The organism is Methanolinea sp., assembly GCA_016699325.1.
Classification (GTDB): domain Archaea; phylum Halobacteriota; class Methanomicrobia; order Methanomicrobiales; family Methanospirillaceae; genus UBA9949.
In genome coordinates this window covers 1791268-1816082 of the sequence record CP064971.1, presented here as the reverse complement: position 1 = coordinate 1816082, position 24815 = coordinate 1791268, and the positions used below count along the sequence as shown (strand labels likewise).

Below are 24815 nucleotides of genomic sequence, written 5' to 3'. Positions count from 1 at the left end.
ATGGGCAGTTCACACAATAACCATCCTGGCTTTCCCGTGATTGGCTCCGGTCTCCACAAAGCCGCCGATGGTTGCGGGTACCGGGGGGTAGCATGGGCAGTTCACACAATAACCATCCTGGCTTTCCCGGGATTGGCTCCGGGATCCCTAAAGCCGCCAAAGGTGACGGGTACCGGGGTTAGCATGGGCAGTTCACACAATAACCATCCTGGCTTTCCCGGGAAGAACCTCCGTGACACGGTGGTACGGTCTTCCCCTCGTTTTTTTACGCTTCCGGGCCATAACTCTCGTACTATGGCCAGGACCGGGCTGGACGCCTGCCTTGATAACGTGCTCGCACTTCCCGGGGACAAGCGGTGGGCCATCGACAAAGCCCATGCCATCGAAGGAGTCACCGCCTACATGGTCCGGTCATTTGACGGCACCGCCCTCATCTTTGCCCTCCCTGTTCTCTTCCGCCGCCCGCTCCTCTCGGAGATCCCCCTCGGCGTGCAGGGCGCTGCCGGGGCTGTCGCCCTCATCATCGAGCAGGTCAAGCGAAAGGCAGGGTCGGATGCCGGGCTGGAACCGCTGGTCGGCAAGGGCACCCGGTTTCCGCACCAGTTTGCGGCGTTCACCGAACCCTATACCATCGTGGCATCACCGGCGGCGCTGGCATCCGGCCTCTGGCATGCCGGGCTACGCAACTTTGCTGACCCGGCAGGAATCCACCTCCTCCTCGGCGGGGCAGTCCCCTGCCCGCCGGACTTTACCCCCGGGGAGATATCCACGGTGGCAGAAACGCTCTCCTGCTTTTTTGAGGCGGTCAGCGCAGAGGTCTTCTCGGTACCCTCACCTGACCTGGAAGCGGCCTTTCTGGCAACCCTCGACCAGCAGCTGCTCAGGGAATCGCTCCCTTCCCGCGGCCTGGTCTCCTTTGTCGGGGACGGTTCACGGCTCGCCCGCCGCTGCACGAGGTTCCGTTGTTTCTTCCGGACGGCCGGGCCGGAGGAACAGGTCAATATCCCGTTCACCTGTCCCCCCGGGCTCGAGCCCTGCGAGATCGAACTCCCGGCCAGCAACCGCACGGTCACCGGCCTTGGGGTCCGGAAGCGCGAGGTGTTCGCGGTTGCCGGTTCGAACGCCCAGGGCAAGACCACCTTCCTCGAGGGGATCGTTGCCGGCATGGACGATCATGCCGCCGGTGACGGGAGGGAACTGGTGGTCACCGTTCACGGCCTGTGCTCGGCGGAAGCGCTGAACTGCCAGCTGACGGGGGCTGACGTCAGCATGTTCTTCTCCGCCCTCCCTCCCGGCATCGGCGGAACCATCCATGCCGCGTCCGGGATGGCCAGCGGTTCGATGTACATGGCCTACCAGGTGCAGAGAGCCATCGCACGGGGTGCCCCGCTCCTGCTCATCGACGAGGATCACGCGGCACCAAACCTCCTGGTACGAAGCTCCCTGCAGACCGGCGAGGTTACTCCCCTGTCCGAGATCCTGTGCCGTGACCGCGGGAAGATGGGGGAGACGGCCCTTGTTGTTGCCGCCTGTGCCCTTGAACGCTGGTTGCCCAGGCGGACCGGATCATGCTCGTTGACCGGCATGTCGCCTCGGCAGTCGACCGCAGCATGTTCCGCAGGAAAGTGGCGGCATCGCTGGAAACGATGGCACGCGACCTGTGGCGTGAGGGATGATGTGGCCGGACCGCTCCATGTACCGGGAGAGATGAAAGAAACGATCAAGGTCCCCTGCCGGGCACGGAACCGGAGAGGTTTCTTCCTGGGGAAGGTGTCATGAAACTATCCTCTCTCCGGGCTGCCGGGTCACCGGAGTTCCATTACGGTTGCTGGAGGAGTGATTCCGGCCAAAGAAAAGGGGTTTTATGTGGTTTTTTTGTGGTTGTAATTGCAGGAAGTTCAGGAACCAGGTCCTAGCGGGATAAGCTTGGAGTCATAAAATTCCTTAGATCCGGAGGGAATGAGCTTGTAATTATACAATTCCTTCGATCCGGAGGGAATGAAGCTTGTAATCATACAAGCTTGCAGACCCGGTGGGAATGAGCTTGGAGTCGAAAAATTCCTTCGATCCGGAGGGAATGAGCTTGTAATCATACAAGCTTGCTGACCCCGTGGGAATGAGCTTGGAGTCGAAAAATTCCTTAGATCCGGAGGGAATGAGTTTGTAGTCATACAAACCTGCAGACCCGGTGGGAATGAGCTTGAAATCGGTGAGGGCAGACCCGGTAGGGATGAGTTGGTAATCATCGGTTATTGCCGGATCGGCCAGAACTGCAACACTGCTCAAACCGACCAGAAGGACGGTAAGGATTGCCAGGATACCTGTGTATTTCATTTGAATCATCTCCGATCATTCTTCTTTTCAAAAACCCACCAGATACCTGGTTACAGGACTGGATGAGGGTAACTGATCAAGATTCATATCTCGTAACTATCTTAAATCCTTTTTTGTCATCCCATTACCTACCCGCCTCTCACCTCTTTCTTCTGCCACTGTTTTTTACCCCCGCCAGGTACCGGTGGAAACCCAGTTCCCGGCACCGGCCGGCCTGCCCCTGTCAAAGGCCCTGCGGTCCCCCTCGTGGAGACCGGATATTACCCCTTTTCCACTGCCGCCCGGCCAGGCCGGGGTTGTACCGGAGAGCCCGTGGTGCGGCGCTTCAGAGAAGGAGGGATATACCACTCCCCGCCGGGGAAAGCCATACCAGGGCGTTGCAGTGCTTCAAGGGGGACTAGCCCCGAACACCGGCTCGACTGCCAGGAGCTCTGCCGTTCATGGGACCCCAGAAACAGGGGATTTACCGGCATGGAACCCGTACGGTAAACCTCCGGGCAGGGGAGGACGACCGTGATATCCAGGGCGATGGTTTCCGTCGGAACGGGGCCTGGCAGGAGCGCCGGGAAGCTGCTATGTCGATCGTGCCCTTCCCCGGGCATAGGAGCACCAGATTCCGACAAGTCCGATCAGGAAGAAGAGCGAGAAGGCCAGGGTGATGGCCTGCTGCAGCTCCGGGTAGACCAGGGGTGATATGGTCTTTGAACCGAGGATGATCGAGAAGACCATCATGGCGATAGCCATGCTCACCATCTGTCCGATGGCCCGCATGGTGGACACCATGGCCGATGCAACACCAAGGTCGCGGACCTCCACGGAGCTCATGATGGCGTTGGTATTCGGCGGCGCGAAGAGACCGTAGCCCAGGCCGAGGACCACCAGCCCGGCCAGGATGAAGGACAGCGGGGTTGTCCCTGAGACGAGCGCCATCATGCCAAGCCCTGCCGTGGTGCAGGCCATCCCGGCCGTGGCCAGGACACGGGGCTCGATGCTGTCCGAGAAATGGCCGGAGAGAGGGGAGACCACCATCTGTACAACCGGCATGGACACCAGGACTATCCCGGCAGTCTGGGGATCAAAGCCCCGGTTGAACTGGAGGTAGAGGCTCATCAGGAAGCTGACGGCAAAGACCACTGCGTAGTTGATCAGGGAGGCGATGTTTGAAAAGAGGAATACCGTGTTGTTCCGGAAGAGCCCCAGGTCGAGCATCGGGGCCGGGTGCAGCCGTTCCCACCGGACGAACCAGTAAAGGAAGAGGAAACCTGCCGCCAGCCAGAGGAACGCTCCGGTGGCCGGCAGGAGCGTGAGCCCGTACAGGACGCCGATCAGCGCAAAGCCGTACAGCAACGCACCACGAGCGTCAAACCCGCGGCTCCCCTCATCCGCCCACTCGCCCGGGATGCGGGCCGCCGTGGCGAGCGTGACCAGGATGCCGATCGGCACATTCACCAGGAAGATGCTCGGCCAGCCGAGATGCTGGGTGAGGATGCCACCGAGAAACGGGCCGATGGAGAGACCGGCATAGATCGTGGCCGTGATAATCCCGATCGCCCGGCCCCGTTCACCGGGTGAAAACACCGCGGTCACGATGGCAATCGAGGTCGCAAAGACCAGGGAGCCCCCGAGCCCCTGGACAACCCGGGCAGCGATGAGGACAGGGCCGGACCATGCCAGGGCGGCGAAGAGGGAGCCGGCTGTAAACAGGATGTTTCCCAGGAGAAAGAGGCGCTTTCGGCCGTGTATATCGGCGAGTTTTCCGAAGGGGAGGATGCAGATCGCAGCGGTGAGCAGGTAGGCCGAGGTGACCCAGCCCATGCTTACCGCATCAAGACCGAGATCCTCCCCGATGGCCGGGAGGGCGACGGCGATCGAGGATACCGTGTAGGGGACAAGGAACGAGGCAACCGATGCCACCACGATCAGGTTCCTCTTTTCAGCCCGGGAGGTCACGAAATGAGAGGTGTACTGCGAAGAACGATGAGCCTATGTGTCCCGGGGACTGCCACCGGGGGAGAGCCCCGGTTCAGCGGTCCGTTTCATGGGACCGGCAGGAAGGACGGCCAGGTCCCGGGCCGGTCCGCCAGGGCGGGTTATGCGGGCGGGAAGGACAGGGCCTCCCCTATTATTCCTCGCCGATGTCCTCCTCCCACAGCGCGGGACTGGCAGAAATGAACTCCTCCATCATCCGGATGCATTCCTCTTCGTCCAGCACCACGAGCTCCACACCCCTTGAGCGGAGGTACTCCTCGGGTCCCCGGAAGGTCCGGTGCTCACCGATAACCACCTTCGGGATTTTATAGAGGAGGATTGCCCCGCTGCACATGTCGCAGGGCGAGAGCGTCGAGTACAGGACCGCCTGCCGGTACTCTTTTGCGGTGAGCCTCCCAGCGTTCTCCAGGCAGTCTATCTCGGCATGGAGGGTCGGGCTTTCCTCCTGCACCCGCCGGTTATGCCCACACCCCACGATTTTTCCTCCAATGACCAGCACTGCGCCGATGGGTATGCCCCCCTCGGCCAGGCCCTTCCTGGCTTCATCGATTGCAGCCTGCATGAACGCATCCATGGTACCAGAGAGATGGAGGGGATCTTTTTTCAAACATTCTGATCGATTCTCCTTGTAGACCTCCCGGGTTTGATCTGAAGGTTAAAATCCTTTGGGCGATACGGTGAACGTATGAAAGTCATTCTCTTCCTGTCCGGACTCTGCATCGCGGTGTGCATCCTTGCCGGGTGCGTGGACACCCTTGATCACGGGCTTGCCCTGCCCACCGTTACACCGGTCCCAACGGCCGTGCCGGAAGCGCCGCCACCTCCGGTGACCGTGACCATCGTGCCGACGGTCACCACGTACCGGACCCCGCCTCCCCTCAGCACCATCCCCCCGCTCTATGCGATCAGCATCCAGGTCCAGAAAAACCCGATAGCCACTGACCCCTGGATCTCCGTGCATTACGAAGGGAGCGGCGGGCGGGTCCTCCCGTCGCAGATAGAGGCGGTCGTCATCCGTTCCGATGAAACGATCGAGCAGAAATCGGCCGTTAACCCCGCCAGGGGGACCCGGATCCTCCTGAATGGCACCGTTGGCACCGACCGGGTCATGGTGACGGTCACCTACCTGGATGGTTCGGTCTTTACCGTGAAAGACGAGGTGCTTCCGTCGAAGCCCACCGTCCTCCTGTGACGGCCAGGGTTTCCTGGGGACGTCCCGGCACGGGAAGGGATGAATTGGACCTGTATACCCCGGGTTTAACAGGGTTCAGCGGCCGTAACACGGGAAAGTTGCTTGAAGGTCCCCTGAGGGGTGCCGGTATGAAGGGGAAGGTCTGAGAGAAAAAAAAACTTGCATGACAGGATCTCAGGTTGCATGCAGTGTGGGGTGTGAAGACCCGGGATGGATGAATACCGTTAAAACCGGTGACGATTTGATGGGCTCCCGGATCGTTACCGGTAAAAAAGATTGAGTCCTGCAAACCGGTCTTTTCACCATCTTGAGAACTCCTGGAGGAACAGAATGTTAATGCCGGATTTTAAAGGGAACTTTGGCCGACCCTGGGCGAAGCAGGCTTTCACCATAAAAAAGCCAGTCTTAATAAACCTTCCCCATGATAGTTTTGTTAACTTCGTCACCTTCGCCCGCGACCAGGTGCGGATCTCCTCCTACGCTGACGATGTCATCGTGGGGCTGGTGGAGGCATGGGCCGACACCGTCCCTGCGCTGGCCTGATTGCCACGCGATATGGACCGGTCTCATGGAGACAACCATGGAACAGTCCGTCATTCTCTTTGAATCCATCTCATTTCTCTCCCGGCATTAAATGTCTCTAATAAAGCGAGCTTCTCTGGAGATCACCGTTCAGCAAGCCTCCTGAAATAGACCTCTCTCCAAAGTCCAAAGAAATAAGGATCCAGCACAGGAAGAAGATGGAGTGGCAATGTTATCACAAGGGGAAGAAATCACTGAAGTAACAAATCGATCGGATGATTAACAAACCAGTTTAGGTGATAGAAATTCTCTTATCATCTTTTTAACACTAATCCCGATCATCGTGTGCAATAGAAGGTAGATTGCACCCTCCCTGAATGACAAACCACTCCTGGAGGTTTATGCCGGGCAGCCCCATTGAGAGATTGTTCCCTATTTTCTGGGATGCTGGATCGTAAGCCATGGCAAACCCCAGCAGGAATAGCCCATGTCCCGGGCCATGCTGGCGAAACCTTCGGTTTCGAGGAGATTGTTGTATGGTGCAACAGGGAAGAGTGCTCCGTGGCGATGCACTTCGGCTCGCACGAGGAGCATTGTTCCTCCCACACTGTCAAGCTCAACCAGATCTTCATCAGGAAAGTCACTCAGATAATTACGGCCCCATCCTATAGGTGGCTGCAGGATGCCATCGATAAGGTAAGGTGACCAATCCCAGGAGGCTGCACCAGGCTTTAACTTGAAGGTATTCAAATCAAAAGTGCGTCCATCGGGGAGTATGCAATGTGGAACAATGATGTCCTTTCCAGTTGCCAGCATATGTTCCAGCACGTCTGCCGGATAGGATTCCACATCAACATCGATCCAGAGCACCCAGTCCTGGTTATCAAGCGAACGCATCAATAATGAATTGCGGCTTTTAGCAATTGCAGCGCGCCGTCGCCTTTGCTCGCTTGGGACCCAACGGGCCCAACGGGGTAATGCGCTCTTATAATTCATATCCTCTTTGAAAAGATACGCAGCGTGAAAATCAACCGCCAGTTGCGGTAACGCTGCAGATAAAATCTCATAGGTGTCATCGGTGCTGTCTCCCTCCAGAAAGCCGATGGTAAGTTTGTCATGGGGGTATTGTAATGTGTGTAAATTATGGATATAGCGCGGAATATCGGCAGCGCTGTTTTTGACAGGAGTCAGAATAAGAATACTGGGATAGGAAGCGAGGGCGGGTGAACGTCTTGACCTTCTTCCTGATATTGGATGATCATAGCGGCACTCCGGTTGCCCTTCGATCCATTGGCTCAGGTCGATGTTTAAGTCATTCTGCAGCTGACGGATGGCAATATCATAGGCACCACTTTCATAGATAGCTGTGGCCTTCGCAAAAAATTGTTCAAAATGGGAGGTTTCATGGGTGTTTTGGCTATGGATAACGTAGGTATAGAGTTGCGGATAATCCAGCAGGACAGTGCGCTGATTAAGAGCGATTGCATCGGCAACATGAGTGTCCTCACCTTTGGCTATGTCAGGGTATGGTGGTATGGTGACTTTCCGGGCAAGAAACGAACCCTCCCATAAGCGCCGATGTGAAATGGCGAGGCGACGCTGTTCGGGTGCCCATAGCATCCATCGCTGCAGGAAACAGGCGTCAGCGTTGTGAAGAAGAACAAGTCCAGTCTCAATGGCGAGACGCATTGGGTGAGAGAAGTCGTCATCGTCCCATTGTGCCACGTACTCACCCCGGGCTTCTTGCATAGCGATGTTTCGCAACGCGCCCAGGCTACGCTGATCAGTTGGTAAATTCAAGAGGTGAATTCTCGTGTCAGCCAGACTCTGCACCCAAGTCCGCAATTGATCGTCTTCATCATCATTGACAATGACCAGTTCGCAATGAGGGTAGGTCTGTTTCTGGAAGTTGAGGACGGCTCTCTGTGTTAGTGCCGTGCGTCCTTTGGTAACCATCAATGCCGTGACGAGCGGGGGATGGTCAAGAGTGTTTAGGAAGCGCAACATCTGCTTCACATCGAGCAGGGCACTGGCCACGACTTCATTTTGATGGGTGACCTGGTACCAGACCCCGTTTACCACCTCAGGGAGTATACCGGGAATAATTGGCGAGGAAATTCTTGGTGGGGATCGAGAGGAAGGAGTGTTCCGGGGTAGGATACGCTGTATGAGACTTGATTTCAGGGTTCGAATCCCGATTATTTCACCAGCTCCATTCTTCTTGGTCTGGGCGATGTCAATAGTTTTCGGAGGCCTTGACGCATACCACCTCATCTTTATTTTACGCCACCAGGTTCCCTGCCAGTAGTGAATGCCATACGCCTCTCCGGGCGGAGGTGGTAGTGGTGTCCGCTTTGTCCAGGCTTCCCATACTTCGCTTTCGTCGAAGGGAAAGAGATCTTCAGGGGATATAATGTTGATCTCGGATTTATCGGGCGCCTCCAGATAAGCGCGCGTAAGAAGAAATGGACCCGTTGTATCAAGGGGATTCGGTTCCATGTGCGCACCGACAAAGAATTTGAAAAGATGCTCCCAGAAGCGGTGACCGGGAACCGATGCCATGACAGCGTTGGAGAGTATAAATTCAAATCCTCTGGTTTGAGCCTGCGAGCGCTGTACATGCGAGTGTGGTTCGCAACCGAGAACCAGACCCTTGCCTGCAAGAAGCGTTTCAAAAGGTTTGAGACATTCATAATCAAGGTCGGCATAAATACCGCCGAAATGGTGGAGGATAAAACAGCGAGCGGTATCGGTCCGCATAATCGGTTGAGGATATAGATCATAGATAGGAAGAAACCAGGAATAATGGTCCGCTATCAGTTTTCGGCAGTCCACATCGGTCCAGAGCCGGTATTCCCAGGTAGGATGGTATCTCTTCCAGCTGGCCTGGAATGAGTGTAACTCCTGGGGGATTTCCCTGTCCTTCCATGTTTGGTGGATGATAGAGGGAATCATTACTTATTCTTTTACCAATAATGCAATAAAAATTAGGACTTACGCGGTTGAGTAAACCAGGAAAAGTTGTAATCCCTGACATCAGGACTTAAGAGAAGAGAGTACCTTAAAAAGCAGGCTGGGCGACAAAGAGGATAGTTGCAGATCGCTGAATTGACCGTTTTGATTCATACCAGCTCGTACCCGTTTTCAATCGATTGGATTCCAATCGGAGAAATGCGAGTAAAGCAAGAAAAATATGACCACCTCGGATCTCTTCTTTTCGACCCTGGCACCGCTCAATACCGCAGCACTGTTTAATACCCCGATGATATTCTTCGATATTCCATCCACAGTCTTTGAATGTTCTTCTATCAGATTCTGATGCATCCAGAATATCAGTGGCCCAATATTCGACATCGGAAGCACCATGAACCACTTTGAAGATCTTGATGAATCCATATTGGCGCAAATGGACCAACCTTCCCTCAAGGGGAATCTCTACTTCGGATACCGGCCGGTTAGAGGTGTCATCCGGATTCACCAGTCGATTAGACTTAAGGCGGGTAAACCAGTGCCACTCCATTGAGCGGATCAATTTGAGGTTCTCAATACTCGCATACCAGGAATCGAAGATAACGCATTCGGGATGAAACTGGCGATCGTTGGCTGCCTTTATCATGTCCCGGAAGTGGTCGTTTTTATTTTTCCCATCTTTCTCTGGATGGTAGATCCTGGAGTCAACAGGGACGATCGCTGATCCGTCAGTCCATATTGTCGAAACAAGGTTGATTCCCTGAACAACCCGATGATGTTTTCCACTCCAATGGCGGGTTACCGGTTCGATTTGCCGTGAATATGGTTTGTCAGGGGTACTGTCATCGATGACTAAAACCCCTTCATTCTGCCGTATCAACTGTTTTGCTTCGTTATACAACGCTTCCGTGTGGTGAGGCTGTCTCTCTAACAGGCGCTTGACAGAGTCATGGGCAATGGGATCAGAAGCGGAGGGGAGACACCGGGATGCCTCAGTGCAGGAGCAGGTCTGGAAGGTTGCTATGAGAAAGTTCACAAAATCGTTTCTCGTGCATTTCTGAGGGTTCACGTGCCTTCAATCTCCATTCCGGGTTATCCATTCCAGGATGGGTTTTCTTAGCTTTTTCGGTCGAGGCCAGGTGCGTAAGTCCTAACATAAAAAAATAGAGTTAGAGAAGCCAGGCAGAAGAAGTTGATAGGGGTTTTCTTCTTCCACCAACCTGCCGGGAATATTTAATCGTAGGCCAGGCGGGTCTTCTCATCGGTGAGCGTCGGGGCGATGAAATCGTGCCATGCTGCTGCCTCCCAGGAACCCAGGCGGGAGTGGGTGGTATGGTAGTTCTGGGGGATAGGATGGGTCCCGACCACCACCTCCATGCCGTACTTTTCCCGGATGAACCGGGAGAAGTACCCTATCCGGGGGCAGGGGGGGTAGCCGACCACCATGCCGGTGGCAAGGTGCACGACCTCTGCCCCGTTCTTCTTCATCTCCTGGGGTACGTACTCGACGTTTCCGCCGGGACAGCCGTTGCAGGTGGCAAACCCGACCAGTTCCACGTCCTTTCCCCGGTAACGCTCGAAGGCCCCCTCGCGGTTGCGGAGTGCCCGCAGGCATTTCCCACCGGCGCAGGTCCGGTACCGGTCGCAGATGATGATTCCCAGTTTTATGCTCTCTTCCATGGAAACGTTCTCCCTCGTGGTATAACGATCTGGTATCTCAAGGCAGAAATGGTAACCGGAAATGGCAACCCCCTGCTCGTCCACTGGCGGCCGGCCCGGCTGCTTCCTGAGCGGGCGGGCCTGGACCGCCGTCATGTTCCATGGGTCCCGGGGACTTCTCTATCCACGAGTCCTGTTACCAGGGCGGGGCGAGCCAGGCCCGGGGAGACCGGGGGTCCGTGGGCTCTGTCCTTCCGGCCGCCGTCCCGGGGGCACTCCCGGGCACCCGGGGGTTCTTCCGCGGAACAGCAACCGGCCCCGGACCCTGGTCATTCATCCATTAACAGAGCCGGCGGCCGGGTGCCGGATGGTTACTACCGGGGCCATGACCCCGGTTGCCGGCTCTTCCCCTGGCGATGACTGGCCGGGCCCGGGCCATGACCCTGGTTGCCGGCTCATCCCCTGGAGATGGCTGGCCGGGCCGGGGCCATGACCCTGGTTGCCGGCTCTTCACTGGGGATGACCGGCTGGCCGGGCCTTCAGGGACACCGGCAAAAGTATCATAACCGGTCGCTTCCCACAGGGAATATGGGGTAATCACGGGCGAATGAGACTGAAGTTACTCCGGAAATACCCGTTCTCGTACTACCTGATTGCCGCAATTTTTGCGATCCTGCTGATCGCCGTGGCCGGCCTGATGGGGATAAGCTACCTTGCAACCGAAAAGGTACTCCGGGAGAACGCGGAGACGCTGGAGCTCCAGACCGAAGACAGCCTCGTCACCGTCTTCCAGTGCAAGGAAGAAGGCCTCCGGTTCTACGATGACAGCCTGAATGCCCGCATGGAGGGATCGTTCCCGCTATTCCTCGCAGAATATGAACGGGCCGGGAGAGAACCTGCGAACATGGACCTCGAAGCGGTCAGGCAGGTGCTTGGCGAGGACATGGATCTCTACGTCATCGATGCCAACGCCACCATCGTCGCCACCACATGCGACCCGGACCTGGGCCTGCGATTCCGCGATTATGCCCCTTACTTTGCCGATTACCTGGACCGGATCCGGACCTCGGAAGGCATGCACCCGGACCGGGTCGTCTCGGCCAAGACCACCGGGCAAATGAAGAAGTATGCCTACCACCCGGTCTCGGACCACCGCTACATCCTGGAACTCGGGCTCACGGTAGAGCCCAACCCTGTCACCAGTTTCAGTTACCTGGACGAGGAACTCATCAGCGAGGTGGTACGGGGCAACCATTACCTGGTGAAAGCCCGGGTCTTTGAGACAACCCTCCGCGAGCGGATCAACGATACATCGGTTGATACGGCCGATCCCGCCTCAAAGCCCTGCTTGCCGGCGTCCTTGCCAACAGGACATCCCGTACCATCGCAGACCAGTCCACGGGGATCACCACCCGCTACCTGTTCGTGGATATCGGCAATGACAACTACGGGTCAGACCTCTCCCGCATCATCGAGCTCACCTACACTGATCGGCCGGTACGTGAAGCCCTGGCCTCCAGCGTCTCCTCCTCTCTCACCCTCGGCCTTCTCGCCCTGGTGGGCTGTGCAGCCCTGGCCGTCATCACCGTACGCAGGCTCACCAGGCCAATCGGGAAGATGGTCGAAGATGTAAATGCCATTGCCGGTGGCAATCTCGATCACCCATTCACTCCGCCCATCGGGGAAGAGATGATCAACCTGGAAGAGAGCGTCTCTTCCATGGTCACCAGGCTGAAAGACACCATCACCAGGCTGCGGGCGAGCGAAGAGAACTACCGCACCCTGGTCCAGAGTGCCAACAGCATCATCCTTCGCACCGATGCCGGGGGCAGGGTCACCTTCATCAACGATTATGCCCAGAAGTTCTTCGGGTATACCGCCGCTGAGATCACCGGGAAGAACCTCATCGGGACGATCGTCCCTGCCCTCGACAGCACCGGGAAGGACCTGGCGGCCAAGATCCATGACCTCTCCATGAACCCCGGGAACTACGAAACGAGTGAGAACGAGAATACCCGGAAAGACGGGAGCCGGGCCTGGATCGCATGGACCAACCGGCCATTATATGACACCCAGGGAAACCTGAAAGAGATCCTCTCCGTAGGAAACGACATCTCGCGTCTCAAGCAGGTAGAACAGGAGATCCAGGCCCTCAACAGCGAACTCGAACAGCGGGTGGCCGAACGGACCAGGCAGCTGGTCGATGCCAACCGGAACCTGGAGTCCTTCACCTACTCTGTCTCCCACGACCTGAGAGCTCCGCTCCGGGCAATATCCGGGTACTCCACGATACTGCTGCAGGAACTCCCGGATATCCCTGAAAAGGACCGGCGCTACCTGGAGATGGTGCGCCGGAACGCCCACGGTATGGGGAAGCTTATCGATGACCTCCTCCAATTCTCCAGGCTCGGCCAGCAGTCCCTGCACAAGGTGATGCTTGACCCGGCCCCGGTTGCCTGGGAGGTTATCCGGGATCTCAGGAAGGAACCGGGCAACCAGGGGGTGGAATTCCGGGTGGGCAGTCTCCCGGCCTGCCAGGCAGACCCGATCCTGTTCAGGCAGGTAATAATAAACCTCCTCTCAAACGCGGTCAAGTTCTCCCAGATCCGTGACCATCCCGTGGTGGAGATCGGTTCGGTGACAGAGAACGGCCGGGATGTCTACTTCGTGCGGGACAACGGGATCGGGTTTCACATGCGCTACGCCGACAAGATCTTTGGCGTTTTCCAGCGGCTGCATGATGAAGAGAGGTACGAGGGGACCGGGGTCGGACTGGCCATCGTCCACCGCATCATCGAGCTGCACGGGGGGAGTATCCGGGTCGAGTCGGCCCCGGACAAGGGGACCACGTTCTTTTTCACCTTTGATTGAGGAACGGGAAATACACCTGGTCCCGCGGACCGCTGGTGGAGGGGCGGGCTGTTTGTATAACCTCCAGGTTCAAAATTAATTTATACCCCGTCAGGTACGTAATGACCATGAAAGGCTTGTTCGTGCTCTCCGCCCTGGGCATCACCGTCCTGCTGATTGCCGGGTGCACGATGCCGGAGTCTCCCCTGCCGTCCACCGGGCCCGGTAAGGCTCCGGCCACGGTTTCAGCCCTCCAGCCGCAGCCGACCAGCGTCGTGCCGGCACAATACGAGGTGAGCATACAGGTCCAGAAAAATGTCATTTCCACCGACCCGTGGATATCGGTCGTTTTCGAGGGAGGGGCGGGCCTTGGCTATGCCACCCTGATGGAGGCCAGGGTGGTCAGGTCTGACGGGGTCATCGAGGAGAAAACGGCCTATAAACCGGTAAAGGGAACCCGGCTCCTCTTCAACGGGACCACGAAGACCGACCGGGTCATCGTGACCGTATCCTACGTGGACGGGTCGAGGTACACGGTAACCGACGTGCAGGTCCCGTTCAGGGACATCAACCCCACCTGATACCTTTTTTTGATCGCCACCCGGTTCCACCCCTCACGTTGAAGCAGGCATCCCCGCGTTTGCCCGGGGCAAAAACCTCGCCGCCGTACCGGCAGTTTAATTATTACAACCCTGTAACCACGATCGTGATCCTTATGCGATTTCACATCCTTCTTGTTGCGCTCCTCGCCCTTGCCCTGGCAGTCCCCGTGCAGTGTGCGGTAAGCATCCAGGCCGAAGCGGTGGACTCCCCGGCAAACTTTGTGCCTGTGCCGGGAGGGGAGACCGGATACTTTTCCATACAGTCCAACCCTCCGGGCGCTGACACCTACTTCGACAATATCTTCTACGGCGAGACCCCGGTGACCGTCCCTGTATCCACCACCGGGAACCCGGACCACACCATCGAGATTTACCTGCCCGGCTACGAGACCTGGACATCGTCCTACCAGGGGAACCCCCGGAACGGGCAGACCATCAACATCTTTGCAATCCTGGCGCCGGGTGCGCAGACCGGGAACATCCAGGTTGTCTCGTCCCCGGCCGGGGCAACGGTGAGCCTGGACCGGTCCCGGTCGGCAACCACGCCGTATACCTTCATGAACATCCCGGCCGGCTCCCATGAAATCTCCGTGTACCTCTCCGGGTACCAGACCTTCTACACCAACGTGAACGTGAACCGGGGCCAGACCGCATACATCAATGCCATCCTGAACCCTGCGGTGACCACCGGGGTCCTCCAGGTTGATTCGAAACCCGGCGGCGCAGCGGTATACGTTGACCAGATCTACCGGGGGGTTACCTCGACGGTTATCGGCAACCTTGTCCCTGGGTCCCATGCCATCCGGCTGAGCAAGGCCGGGTACCAGGACTGGTCCGGGGCGGTCAGTATCGGTGCCGGGGTCACGACATTCCTCAACCCGGCCCTCGTCCCTGACCAGCAGCCGAAGTATGCGACGGTGAGCATCACCTCGAACCCACCGGGCGCCGATGTCTACGGTGACGGGGTGTATATCGGCCAGACCAGTGCATCGCACCCCCTTACCTTCACCCAGGTGGAGCCGGGCATCCATACCATCCTCATCTCAAAGTCAGGGTACCGGGACTACACGGCCACAACGACTGTTGTTGCCGGCCGGGACTACAATGTCGATGTCACCCTGTCCGCGGTGCCAAACCCGACCACCGGGTCGGTCTCCGTCACTTCGTCCCCGAGCGGGGCAGAAGTGTACCTGGACAACATCTTCCGGGGCCTGACCCCGGTCACCCTGGACAGCCTGGACCCGGGTTCCTATACCGTGCTGCTGAGGCTCCCCGGGTACTCCGACTGGAACGCGACAGCCATGGTCGTTGCCGGCCAGGTCAACCAGCTGAACGCCACCCTCACCCAGGCACCGGCCACCCCCACTCCGGCTCCCCTCATGCCGGTGACCGTGCTCATCGCCCTCGGGGTGCTCTTCCTGGCGGTGAGGCGGAAGGGGTAAGTTTCCCTTCTTTCACACGAAAGGCACAGGACGCCGCCGGGCCACATGCCCCGTGGTGGAAACCGCCGATGCGGTTTTTCATACCGGCCTCCTGTGACTGCCCTGCCGCCGGGGCACAGAAAAATTATGGCCGCGAAGTGGTCTTCATACCAAGATGGCTCTGCCAGTTTCATGCTTTTTTTGCCGGGCGGCGATGGTCACCGGCAGTTCGCGCGAAAATGGTCCTGCCATTTTCTTCCTGCATGCCGGTCTAAGGGCGTAATCGTGTGGATCGTTTCCTGGAAAATGCCTTGCATGCCGGTTTAAGGGCGGAATCGTATGGATGGTTTCCTGGAAAATACCCCGCATGCTGGTCTTAGGGCGTAATCGTGTGGATCGTTTCCTGGAAGATACCCTGCCTATCGGTCTAAAGGCGTAATCGTGTGGATCGTTTCCTGGAAAATGCCCTGCCTGTCGGTCTAAGGGCGTAATCGTGTGGATCGTTTCCTGGAAGATACCTTGCATGCCGGTTTTAGGGCGTAATCGTATGGATCGTTGCCTGGAAAATACCCCGCATGCTGGTCTCAGGGCGTAATCGTGTGGATCGTTTCCTGGAAGATACCTTGCATGCCAGTCTAAGGGCGTAATCGTGTGGATCGTTACCTGGAAAATGCCTTGCATGCCGGTCTAAGGGCGTAATCGTGTGGATCGTTTCCTGGAAAATGCCCTGCCTGTCGGTCTAAAGGCGTAATCGTGTGGATCGTTTCCTGGAAAATATCCCGCATGCCGTCGCTCTCCAGTTCGGCCTGTCCTTCACCGTCTTTCCGGTATGCTTCCTCCTGTCGCCTGCCAGGGATGGCCCGGGCCCCGGAGGTAAACGGCAGCACATCTCCCGGGCCTGTTCACGTAATCATGGTGAAGCAGCAAAGATGGTGATGTGCTTCACATCCGAGATTTCCGGAGATTCGTCCACGGAAATGCGAACATCGAACGTTTTTGTCTCGTTTGCAAGGTACTCGTAGGTCACGGTCTTTGCGCCGAACGGGACAACCAGTACCGGTGAGACCGGCCTGTCGCCATCATAAATGGCCAGGGTGGCATACCGTCCCATTACCGGCACATCGCGGAAGTCATGGTAGCCGGTTGCAGAGATGCGGATGGTGTAGATGCCAGGGGTGACCGTGACTTCCACCCAGGGGTTCTTCTCGAGGTTGAGCGACTGGAAGAACCCATATGCCGTGCTCGAGATGGTCAGGCTGATCGCATTGATGTGCACCGAATCGGGCGGTGGCGGGACAGGGGTGACGACCCTGAGATCCAGGTCTGTCACTGCGCCGGCAGTGAACGGATAACCAGGCTGCCACGACCCGTTGGCTGCGACATCGCGGACCTCTGCCGGGGTCCCTTCCACGAAGAATGCCAGGAAAGTCCCGTCCTCGACCCGTCCTTCTGCAACGAGCGGGTGGCCGGTCCCGCTGGCGGAACCGTAGGACCCGCCTGGTTGCGTTGCCACCGGGTTTCCGGAAATATCCGGGAGCACCCCTTCTCCTGCAACGGATACCATGGTGTTTCCAGGAGCCGGTTTCCCATCGATAGTCACCGTACCGGAAAAGGCATGGGGGGGTGGACAGGGAGGCTCAACGGTAATGGTGACGGTGGCAAGGCACTCCTGCTTCCCGTTAGTGGCCCTGAACGTGAACGAGTCACCACCATGAAAGCCTTCGTCCGGTGTATAGACAACCCTGTCGCCGATCACTGCCCCTGCTGTCCCGTTCAGGGGACCACTCTCAATGCCATACGTGATCACATCGCCGCCAGGATAGGTTGCATTGAGCGTGATTTCAACCGGGGTATTGGCAGCGGTGGTCACCGCGCTGTCGTATGCTACTGGTAAGCCCGTGGCGGGAACCGTTCTGCTTCCTCCTCCCTCTTCGGGATCCACACCATCGAAGTGGCTGTCGTCCATGAAGGAGCTCCAGATCTCGTAACAGAACCGGGCCTCGTCCTGTATCGAGCCGGGACCGGGACCGGCCCCGCCCCCGGCGGCAGGTGCTGCCGATGGCAGGACCAGCACCGCGAGTGCCAGGAGGACAATGGGGATATATCGCCAACGCGCCTTCATTTCGATTGCTGGAGCGTACACCCTCCTGGTATAAATATTATGAAGATGGCTGGATTCCTGGATTAAGGAGCCATGGTGCAGGGTCCGTGTGCCGGCAGCGCTTTTTCCCCCTCACGTTGGCCACGTGTCCGCCCGGTGAACCAGTGGTGGATGGACGGTGGAGGCGGCCTGGAGGGGGGCGGACGTGCAGGTGATGTAGCCGGTGAACACCAATAACAGGAGTATCTGTTCAGTGAACGAGAGCAAGAAGGTATTCCGATGAACAGATCACACCCGTCCTGGATGAAGATGGGCAGGGCTGCGATCCGAAAAACGGGTCTTAATGGAAGTACATTTGGGTACTCGGGAAAAGAAGTTGGGAAGGTTCTCCTTCCACATAAGTTCTGGATCGCCCCGAAGGATGAGTGCAAGCCTCGGATCGTGCCCGATCGTCTGGTTGCACCATCACTCTATCACTATTTAGTGATATAGTGTATCTGTGGTTGGTGACGTATTGCTATTTACAATTCAACGGCAATAAGTCTGGTTCACAACTATTTTCTATTGGCATTTCTCAACAGCTATGGCATTATCAAGGTAATATTCAGCCAGTTCCACAAGAATCGTTAAATATTATTTCAACCTCATTTTTTTGAGGTAACAAAGGTGGCAGACTTACCTATTGCAGCAGTTATAAGGATTGCAAAGAAGAGTGGAGCCGAGCGGGTCGGAAGTGACGCCGCAGTTGCGCTTGTCGCACAGACCGAAGACTACATTGCATATCTTGTGAAGGAAGCAAATAAGCATGCAATGCACTCAGGACGAAAGACCATCAAGGAAGAGGACATCGAACTTGCGGCAAAATCGATGTAATCCTCATTCTTTTTTTTCGGTGCAGTTTTTCCTTCTGATCCTTTGTGAAAAGAGTCCCTTCGTGTTGTGTTGTTCCCTGGCGCTGGAAGGAGGGGGTCCGCCCCCCGCCGCGTGGGTGCCGCCCCGGAAGTTGATCGTATCCTGGTGACGCTCGGCCAAGACCTCTCCGTATATTTAAGAACCCAGTGTCTTGAGAAGTTCGGATTGATCTGGTTCACCAAATGGAGGCAGGAGGAAAATTTATTTTCAGCAATCACTTAATGGCAATACTATAGCAAATGTTATAATTTCGGATGACGTGATCACTTGCCAAAACCCGCTGGCGAATTGCCGGAAGATTATGCATTGCGAATTAAACAACTACGTGGTAAGCTCGGTTTAAGTCAACAACGTTTTGGCGAGTTGATGGGGGTATCATTTGCATCGATCAATCGTTGGGAAAATTCTCAATCGAAACCCTCTCAACTTGCCTGGAAACAAATTCTTCGGGCAGAACGATTTGGTGAATCGGCTTTTACTGCAATTGAAGGGGGTGTTAATGAGCCTCTCCCTACATATTCCAATAAAAAAACCGACACCGAACCGCTTATTGATTTTTCTGTTTCTCATAAGACAGTAGCGGCAGTTGTTGAAGCTAAACGCCTTAGTTACGGGCATTTGTTTAACCCAACATTCGCAACTGAAACATCTTTCATCGATCCCCTTCCACACCAACGAATTGCTGTATATGAGCATATGCTTCCTCAATCGAGGCTACGGTATCTTCTTGCTGATGATGCTGGTGCCGGAAAGACCATTATGACCGGCATGTACATCCGTGAAATGCTTTCTAGAAGACGAATCAAACGGATTCTTATTGTACCTCCTGCAGGTCTTGTTGGTAACTGGAAACGGGAACTAAACCTTCTAACCCCCTTTTGAGATCCTGATGGATCCAGCACTAAATTAGCATTAATATTCAGAATCAGAGGATAAATGCGTTCCCCGACAAAAAGTACAGTTAATAATCGACTAAAATACAGAAATGAGCAAGATTAAACCGTAAAATTGATCATACTCAAGGGAGCATTCATATTTGAACACAAATGAACACTCCCATCATAGTAGATCCCGAAGACCCAAAATGGTTACTCCTCGAACAGATCATGAACATGACAAGGTCCCGTGTGGTCAAGCAGGCCATGGCACGGCATGGCGTTGTGCCAGTCGAGAAAGCAGGAACAATATTCCGTATCCTTTTCATTTCGATGTATTTCTCGGTAGATATCACCTATCTTCTGGAAGAACTCACAAAACGAAGCGCATTACGAAGTTTTGCGCATGTGACACAGGTTCCCTCTGCCGCTGTCATCTATCAATTTACCAGCAAAATGAAGGACGATCAATTCGTCTTGCTGATCTCTGATATCCTGAATTCCATGTGCACACGCCCATCCAGGAGGAACCACAGGAAAATGATTGTTGATGGATCTGCTATCACCCTGGATCTCAATGTTTTCAGGAGAAAGTTCAGAAAAAAGGACCTGTTAAAGAAAGATTACCGGTGGGGCTTTTCCAATACGCGGGGATATTATCTCGGTTACAAATTGACACTCGTGATCGAATACCCAACATTGTTACCGCTTTGTGTGCTCCTCCATCCAGGTTCACCACATGATTCTGCTCTCTTTGTAGAGATTATGAACGAATTGAGGAGAAGGAGAATCATTCGGAATGGTGACATGATTATTTTCGATAAAGGCTATTTTTCTTCAAAAAATTATCAACTTGGTGTGTTGAACTATAAGATTGTCCCGCTCATATTCCCACGAAATAATCTTCAAAATTGAGAAAGCGTTCAGTAAAATGTGTTATCCGCTTTCTGTGTATTCCCGACATGATGGGAATAAGATTAAGCGGGAATATGAGACTCTTCTTGCCAGGCTAAAATGTGAACTGAATCAGTGGACTGACTATCTCGGTATTCGCTCTTTGATCGAAGATTTCTTTAAATCGGTCAAAGATGCGCTCTCTCTTCAGAGATTGCACAGATATTCACGGAGCTCTATTGTCAAATTCGTTTGTATTGATGTACTTTTATCCGGGATGATTATTTTAAGCGGATTTCGCTCAAAGAAGCAATTACAGGCCTTGGCTGAATGGTGATCCTGATAGGGGGTTACACAGGTATTTGAACGATATTCAAGGGTGGAGCAGGCATTGGAGAATGCGATAATTGAGTCGTATCTTCAGGGAGTATCCACAAGGAAGATCCAGAATGTGATCTCTACTCTCGGTGTGGAAAAAATCTCAGCCTCATATGTATAGAGTATTGCGAAAGAACTTGATGAAAAGGTCATAGGATTTCTTTCACGTCCCGTTGAATCACATATCCCCTACCTTTTCGTGGATGCTTAGTATTTCAAGGTCAGAGACGGAATAAGGTATGTGAATAAGGCCTTGCTCGTGATTGCTGGCATCAGGAATGACGGGGTCCGGGAGATCCTGGGTGCCAGGATTGCAGACTGTGAGGATGAACTTACCTGGGAAGACCTGTTCTCTGACCTGAAAGATCGTGGACTGAGGAGAGTTGATCTTCTCATATCAGATGGCCATAAAGGTATCCAGAATGTCGCGCAACGCTCGTTCCATGGGTGCAGTTGGCAGATGTGCCAGGTGCATTTTATCAGGGCGGTATTGAAGAAAATTCCGAGAAAATATCACAAGTTCGTAGTCGCGATTCTGAAGGATGCGTTGAATGATCCTCGAAGACTCCAGGAATGTATCCTTGAACTCGAATCTCGAGGATTTTCCCGCGCTGCGGACACTATAGAACGATTCCAGTATGATGTGTTGAATTATCGTAGTTTTCCTATTGATCAATGGAAAAGAATCCGCACTACCAATCTTCTCGAACGTGTTAATAAAGAACTAAAACGTAGATATCGGTCCATTGGGGCATTTCCTAATGATTCTTCATTATTAAGAATTGCGGGATCTATCCTCATGGATATCAATGAAGAGTGGATCCCTGACTTCCGGGTAGTTTAAGCACATAGTCCGAGTGCATCCAGGATAGTTCTCTGTTTCTTTGAAATTTCAGTTATAATCGTCTCTCCCGTCACCAATCGAATCTTCTTGATCTTGGAAAGTTCGAGGAGAAGACCATCGAGGGTATAATCTTCCAGGAGTCCAGCGTCCTTCATCTGTTTCAGCAGTTTCATCCTCAAAATGAGGCTGATAAATGTGACAAAAAGAAACCCCTTCATTGTAGACTCCTTTTTCACATTCAGAGGGAGAACCTGGAGATCCTGTTTCAAAGTTCGGAATGTTTTCTCGATATAATCGCGTTCCCGATAGACGGTGAGACACTCCTTCCAATCGAGTGGTCCATGGGACAGAATGATCTGTTTGCCCATTCTGTTAACCCTCTGTGACACGGCATTATTCCGGATTTCGACCACAAACTGGTTACCCTGCACATGCCAGGAGAAATAATTCGAGAACTTTCCTGCGCACTCCTTAAAGATATCATCGGGCTTCCGCCACCGTGGTATTTTGAGACGCTCAAGTTTCTGTTTCAGGTCATGGAGGCGAACATAGAAGAGATTTCGTTCATCCTGCTCCCGCTTCATGTCATAATAGCAAAATGCTTTGATATCATTCCCGTGCACGTCGAATGAGATAGGCTTGACAAAGATCGGATTCTTCTGGTATTTCTGCAGGTATTGCGGGCTTTCAAGGTCACGTTGAGCCTCGGTGAGAACCTCTTTGACTTGTTTGAGCGTGAGGGACGCAGGTATTACGAATGAGAATCCTTCCTGGACCAGCTCTTCCAGGTTCCCCTGGCTGAAAAAACCACGGTCGAGCACCAATGTGTAATTGTTGACCCCTATGGCTCCGATTTTCTTGATGGTATTTTTTAAGGTTACGACATCGACAATGCTCCCCTGGTAGATGTCATACATAACGGGAATGGCCTGATGCGTGTCGAGAATAAGGGAGAAATTGACTTGTGGAAGGTCCAAGCCATCACGATTGTGCCCCATATTCCAGGAGAGATATGAGCCACGAATAACTTGAGAGACTGGTGATGTCATAGATGAGTGTTGCATCGGTGCCGAGGTTTCGAATGAGGAGATGCATGAATTCCTCGGGAACACCGCTGTTGCCAATGGTGGAAAGAAGTTCGCTGATAGATTGGCTGCTCAGATGGAGGTTCGGATTGGTGAGGAAGAGCGAGCTCTCTTCATGCACCAGGTCGATACAAGGTGCATCGCGACGGGATGTAGGATCCGGTTGATGGCTATGGCGAGAATGGTCTCTTTCTCACTCTTGCTGGCAAGTGTGGAGAGATATTCATCAATGTGCAGGTCCTGGATGATTTGCTGAAGTGGGAGGAGATTTCCATGAGTGAATGCTTCCTTTGGGATTGCAGAGATGCTTGGGCCTGGAATACCTTCAGTTCTTACTTTTACTGGAACTCCATTGATATTTTTCCCTAAATAATGTGAGGTGTGGCGGGTTTGTTTCTTCACCGGATCGTAGTAGGGAACATCCTCATACCAGTATTCTATCCCATTGATCTTCTTGATTCGGCGAATGGGTTTCATATGCTTATAATGTAAGCACATTATATTATTTAGATCTTGCGGTTGAGGGTCGCATTATAGAATTGGACCGATATTTGATGGAATCATGTGCCTAAAACTCGGGAGGTCAGGTGGATCACAAGTAGACGGTATTTATCCGATGCGGGTGAGATATCCTCTGCGGATACAGGATCTGAAATTACAGCTTATTAGGGACGGTACCTAATTGATGTATATTGTCACTCCTTGCAAGAGGCAGTATTTAAAGTAAATCTTTCTTGGATTCTCGTTTCACTGTTCTGCGTCGATTCTATTGGCAATCTGATAAACCCATTTTGCTCCTCTTCTTGAAGAAGTTTTTTTATTTTTTGAAGAGCTTTTCCCTGATTGAGTCCTTCCGTTAAATGATTGATAATAATTTCATTATTTCCATTCAAAGCAATTCTTAGAGATTTTAAATAAGATATCGGCCCAAGAAAAACAATTTCTTTCACATCATTCAATCCTGAAAATCTCGGAAATTGGTCTTGAATAACATTCGCAAGGATATTAATGTCATTTTTATTTTTTATTGTTTTATCATAATTTGGATTAATTATGGTTTCTGGCCGAAGAAGTCCATATTTTGCTGATAAAATGAACCACGGTAATTTTGTTGCCTCAGCAAATTTCCTTTTCATCAAAAATGATTTGCCGAGATAAGCTTCTTTAGATTCGCAAAATGGAACTTGTTTTTTTGTTTTCCCACAAGAAATAACTACTATCTGATTGATGGTTGTATGAGAATGGTTTCCTTTTCCATTTTTTACATATACTCTCCTTCCTTTTACCTGGATATTAGCACTCAAACTTATACTGATGTTGTGAATTGATCTCTCAACTGCAGGTTTTCCGCTCATACGTGAAAAAATATTTTTTTCGATAAAAGACTGCGTCTGGAGTATTCTGTCAAGGTGATGTAGATGGGGATCAGGAAATCGATGAGTGTATTGGAAAATCCATCCTTTATAATCAGCTGCATGTACGCCAAGATTCTCTAAAAATTCGTGTCTTTTCGGATTATACACTCCTAAAACAAAAAGACGATCAGGATTCCATTCTGATTTTATTTTCTTGACAATATCTTCAATCTCTTCTTTATTCGAATGGGCATAACGAGCTGTGTTAACTTTTTTTGTCAGTAGTCCACCGATAGCAATTTCGGTAAAACCAAGTTTCACAAGTTGTTCATAGCATTTCAGGTATTCGTCTGGACTTCTCCCTTGAGTGACTCCAAGCAATTGGAACGAATAACTTCTTTGTGAATAGATATCCAGCCCTTTCTTTGCACTAACAATTGTTGCGGTACAATCCCCTAATTCATCAAAAATTATCCCTCGTTCAACACCCATTGATTGGTAACGGGCAAATAGTTCATTATAATCAATAGATGAGCCATTTTTCGTAAATACGCCACTGTCTGCAATTGTTGTGACTAATTTCTTTACTATTTGTCCAGAATTACATCTTGAGATATCTCCATTATAAGGGCATTTTCCATGTATAACGCTACAATATTCCAATTCAAGACACGGAAATCGCGATACCATATTACGATAATTTTCAGAACCGCATGCTTGAAGCATGAGGCCGAAATGGACGGGATGGGTATGGATATCTAGACCTGAAAGTATCCGAAGACTCATCGGTCGATCTGCCACAAAGTGGGGGATTAATTTATTCCCGAGCATT

At 53.4% G+C, this 24815-nt stretch carries 21 protein-coding genes and 1 pseudogene; 12 read left to right on the top strand and 10 right to left on the bottom strand.

The genetic code is table 11. From position 1 onward, the window contains the following. Positions 1 to 294 precede the first annotated feature (294 nt). Positions 295 to 1779, top strand: coding sequence for a hypothetical protein (locus IPI71_09490; GenBank protein ID QQR70855.1), 1485 nt, complete (start codon positions 295 to 297; stop codon positions 1777 to 1779). 192 nt (positions 1780 to 1971) lie between these two features. Here IPI71_09490 and IPI71_09485 read toward each other — a convergent pair whose 3' ends face one another. From IPI71_09485 to IPI71_09470, 4 genes are all read right to left on the bottom strand, one after another. Continuing rightward, positions 1972 to 2334 (bottom strand): hypothetical protein, encoded by a 363-nt coding sequence (locus tag IPI71_09485; GenBank protein QQR70854.1) that lies wholly within the window; start codon positions 2332 to 2334, stop codon positions 1972 to 1974. A gap of 165 nt (positions 2335 to 2499) precedes the next feature. Further along, positions 2500 to 2682, bottom strand: coding sequence for a hypothetical protein (locus IPI71_09480; GenBank protein ID QQR70853.1), 183 nt, complete (start codon positions 2680 to 2682; stop codon positions 2500 to 2502). Positions 2683 to 2907: 225 nt separating this feature from the next. After that, positions 2908 to 4284, bottom strand: coding sequence for an MFS transporter (locus IPI71_09475; protein QQR70852.1), 1377 nt, complete (start codon positions 4282 to 4284; stop codon positions 2908 to 2910). Positions 4285 to 4456: 172 nt separating this feature from the next. After that, complete coding sequence (locus tag IPI71_09470) at positions 4457 to 4897, bottom strand: nucleoside deaminase (GenBank protein ID QQR70851.1); 441 nt, start codon at positions 4895 to 4897, stop codon at positions 4457 to 4459. Positions 4898 to 5008: 111 nt separating this feature from the next. Here IPI71_09470 and IPI71_09465 point away from each other — a divergent pair, with 111 nt between their 5' ends. Both IPI71_09465 and IPI71_09460 read left to right on the top strand, forming a co-directional pair. Continuing rightward, positions 5009 to 5515: a hypothetical protein gene (locus tag IPI71_09465; protein ID QQR70850.1), complete on the top strand. Its 507-nt coding sequence runs from the start codon at positions 5009 to 5011 to the stop codon at positions 5513 to 5515. 336 nt (positions 5516 to 5851) lie between these two features. Beyond that, positions 5852 to 6058 carry a hypothetical protein gene (locus tag IPI71_09460; GenBank protein ID QQR70849.1) on the top strand — a complete coding sequence of 69 codons (207 nt, stop codon included), beginning with the start codon at positions 5852 to 5854 and terminating at the stop codon, positions 6056 to 6058. Positions 6059 to 6469: 411 nt separating this feature from the next. On the opposite strand, the gene IPI71_09455 is transcribed toward IPI71_09460, so the two are convergent. The 3 genes from IPI71_09455 to IPI71_09445 form a co-directional block, all read right to left on the bottom strand. Next, positions 6470 to 8992, bottom strand: a complete 2523-nt coding sequence (locus IPI71_09455; protein QQR70848.1) for a glycosyltransferase — start codon at positions 8990 to 8992, stop codon at positions 6470 to 6472. Positions 8993 to 9098: 106 nt separating this feature from the next. Continuing rightward, a complete protein-coding gene (locus IPI71_09450) occupies positions 9099 to 10076 on the bottom strand; it encodes a transposase (GenBank protein QQR70847.1) in 978 nt (325 codons plus the stop codon). A gap of 164 nt (positions 10077 to 10240) precedes the next feature. Beyond that, positions 10241 to 10687 (bottom strand): CGGC domain-containing protein, encoded by a 447-nt coding sequence (locus tag IPI71_09445; protein ID QQR72019.1) that lies wholly within the window; start codon positions 10685 to 10687, stop codon positions 10241 to 10243. A 140-nt stretch (positions 10688 to 10827) separates the two neighbouring features. On the opposite strand from IPI71_09445, the gene IPI71_09440 reads away from it, so the two are divergent. The 4 genes from IPI71_09440 to IPI71_09425 all read left to right on the top strand — a co-directional run bounded on the left by IPI71_09440 (position 10828) and on the right by IPI71_09425 (position 15560). Further along, positions 10828 to 11010, top strand: a complete 183-nt coding sequence (locus IPI71_09440) for a hypothetical protein (protein QQR70846.1) — start codon at positions 10828 to 10830, stop codon at positions 11008 to 11010. A gap of 1081 nt (positions 11011 to 12091) precedes the next feature. Further along, a complete protein-coding gene (locus IPI71_09435) occupies positions 12092 to 13537 on the top strand; it encodes a PAS domain S-box protein (GenBank protein ID QQR70845.1) in 1446 nt (481 codons plus the stop codon). A gap of 107 nt (positions 13538 to 13644) precedes the next feature. Then, positions 13645 to 14097, top strand: a complete 453-nt coding sequence (locus tag IPI71_09430) for a hypothetical protein (GenBank protein QQR70844.1) — start codon at positions 13645 to 13647, stop codon at positions 14095 to 14097. 38 nt (positions 14098 to 14135) lie between these two features. Then, a complete protein-coding gene (locus IPI71_09425; protein QQR70843.1) occupies positions 14136 to 15560 on the top strand; it encodes a PEGA domain-containing protein in 1425 nt (474 codons plus the stop codon). An 889-nt stretch (positions 15561 to 16449) separates the two neighbouring features. Here IPI71_09425 and IPI71_09420 read toward each other — a convergent pair. Beyond that, positions 16450 to 17661: a hypothetical protein gene (locus IPI71_09420; protein QQR70842.1), complete on the bottom strand. Its 1212-nt coding sequence runs from the start codon at positions 17659 to 17661 to the stop codon at positions 16450 to 16452. Positions 17662 to 18306: 645 nt separating this feature from the next. Between IPI71_09420 and IPI71_09415 the strand changes: the two genes are divergently transcribed. From IPI71_09415 to IPI71_09395, 5 genes are all read left to right on the top strand, one after another. Next, the gene (locus IPI71_09415) at positions 18307 to 18513 is read left to right on the top strand and encodes an NFYB/HAP3 family transcription factor subunit (GenBank protein QQR70841.1); all 207 of its coding nucleotides are present in this window, start codon (positions 18307 to 18309) and stop codon (positions 18511 to 18513) included. A 306-nt stretch (positions 18514 to 18819) separates the two neighbouring features. Next, on the top strand, positions 18820 to 19434 hold the full coding sequence (locus IPI71_09410; protein ID QQR70840.1) for a helix-turn-helix domain-containing protein: 615 nt from the start codon (positions 18820 to 18822) through the stop codon (positions 19432 to 19434). Positions 19435 to 19598: 164 nt separating this feature from the next. Continuing rightward, positions 19599 to 20342: a transposase gene (locus IPI71_09405; protein QQR70839.1), complete on the top strand. Its 744-nt coding sequence runs from the start codon at positions 19599 to 19601 to the stop codon at positions 20340 to 20342. A 358-nt stretch (positions 20343 to 20700) separates the two neighbouring features. After that, positions 20701 to 20820 carry a transposase gene (locus IPI71_09400; GenBank protein ID QQR70838.1) on the top strand — a complete coding sequence of 40 codons (120 nt, stop codon included), beginning with the start codon at positions 20701 to 20703 and terminating at the stop codon, positions 20818 to 20820. A gap of 132 nt (positions 20821 to 20952) precedes the next feature. Further along, the gene (locus tag IPI71_09395; protein QQR70837.1) at positions 20953 to 21543 is read left to right on the top strand and encodes a transposase; all 591 of its coding nucleotides are present in this window, start codon (positions 20953 to 20955) and stop codon (positions 21541 to 21543) included. On the opposite strand, the pseudogene IPI71_09390 reads toward IPI71_09395, so the two are convergent. Then, positions 21540 to 23105: pseudogene (locus IPI71_09390) on the bottom strand (IS1634 family transposase). The gene IPI71_09395 and the pseudogene IPI71_09390 overlap by 4 nt on opposite strands. A 218-nt stretch (positions 23106 to 23323) precedes the next feature. After that, on the bottom strand, positions 23324 to 24814 hold the full coding sequence (locus IPI71_09385) for a hypothetical protein (GenBank protein ID QQR70836.1): 1491 nt from the start codon (positions 24812 to 24814) through the stop codon (positions 23324 to 23326). Between the last annotated feature and the right edge of the window lies 1 nt (position 24815).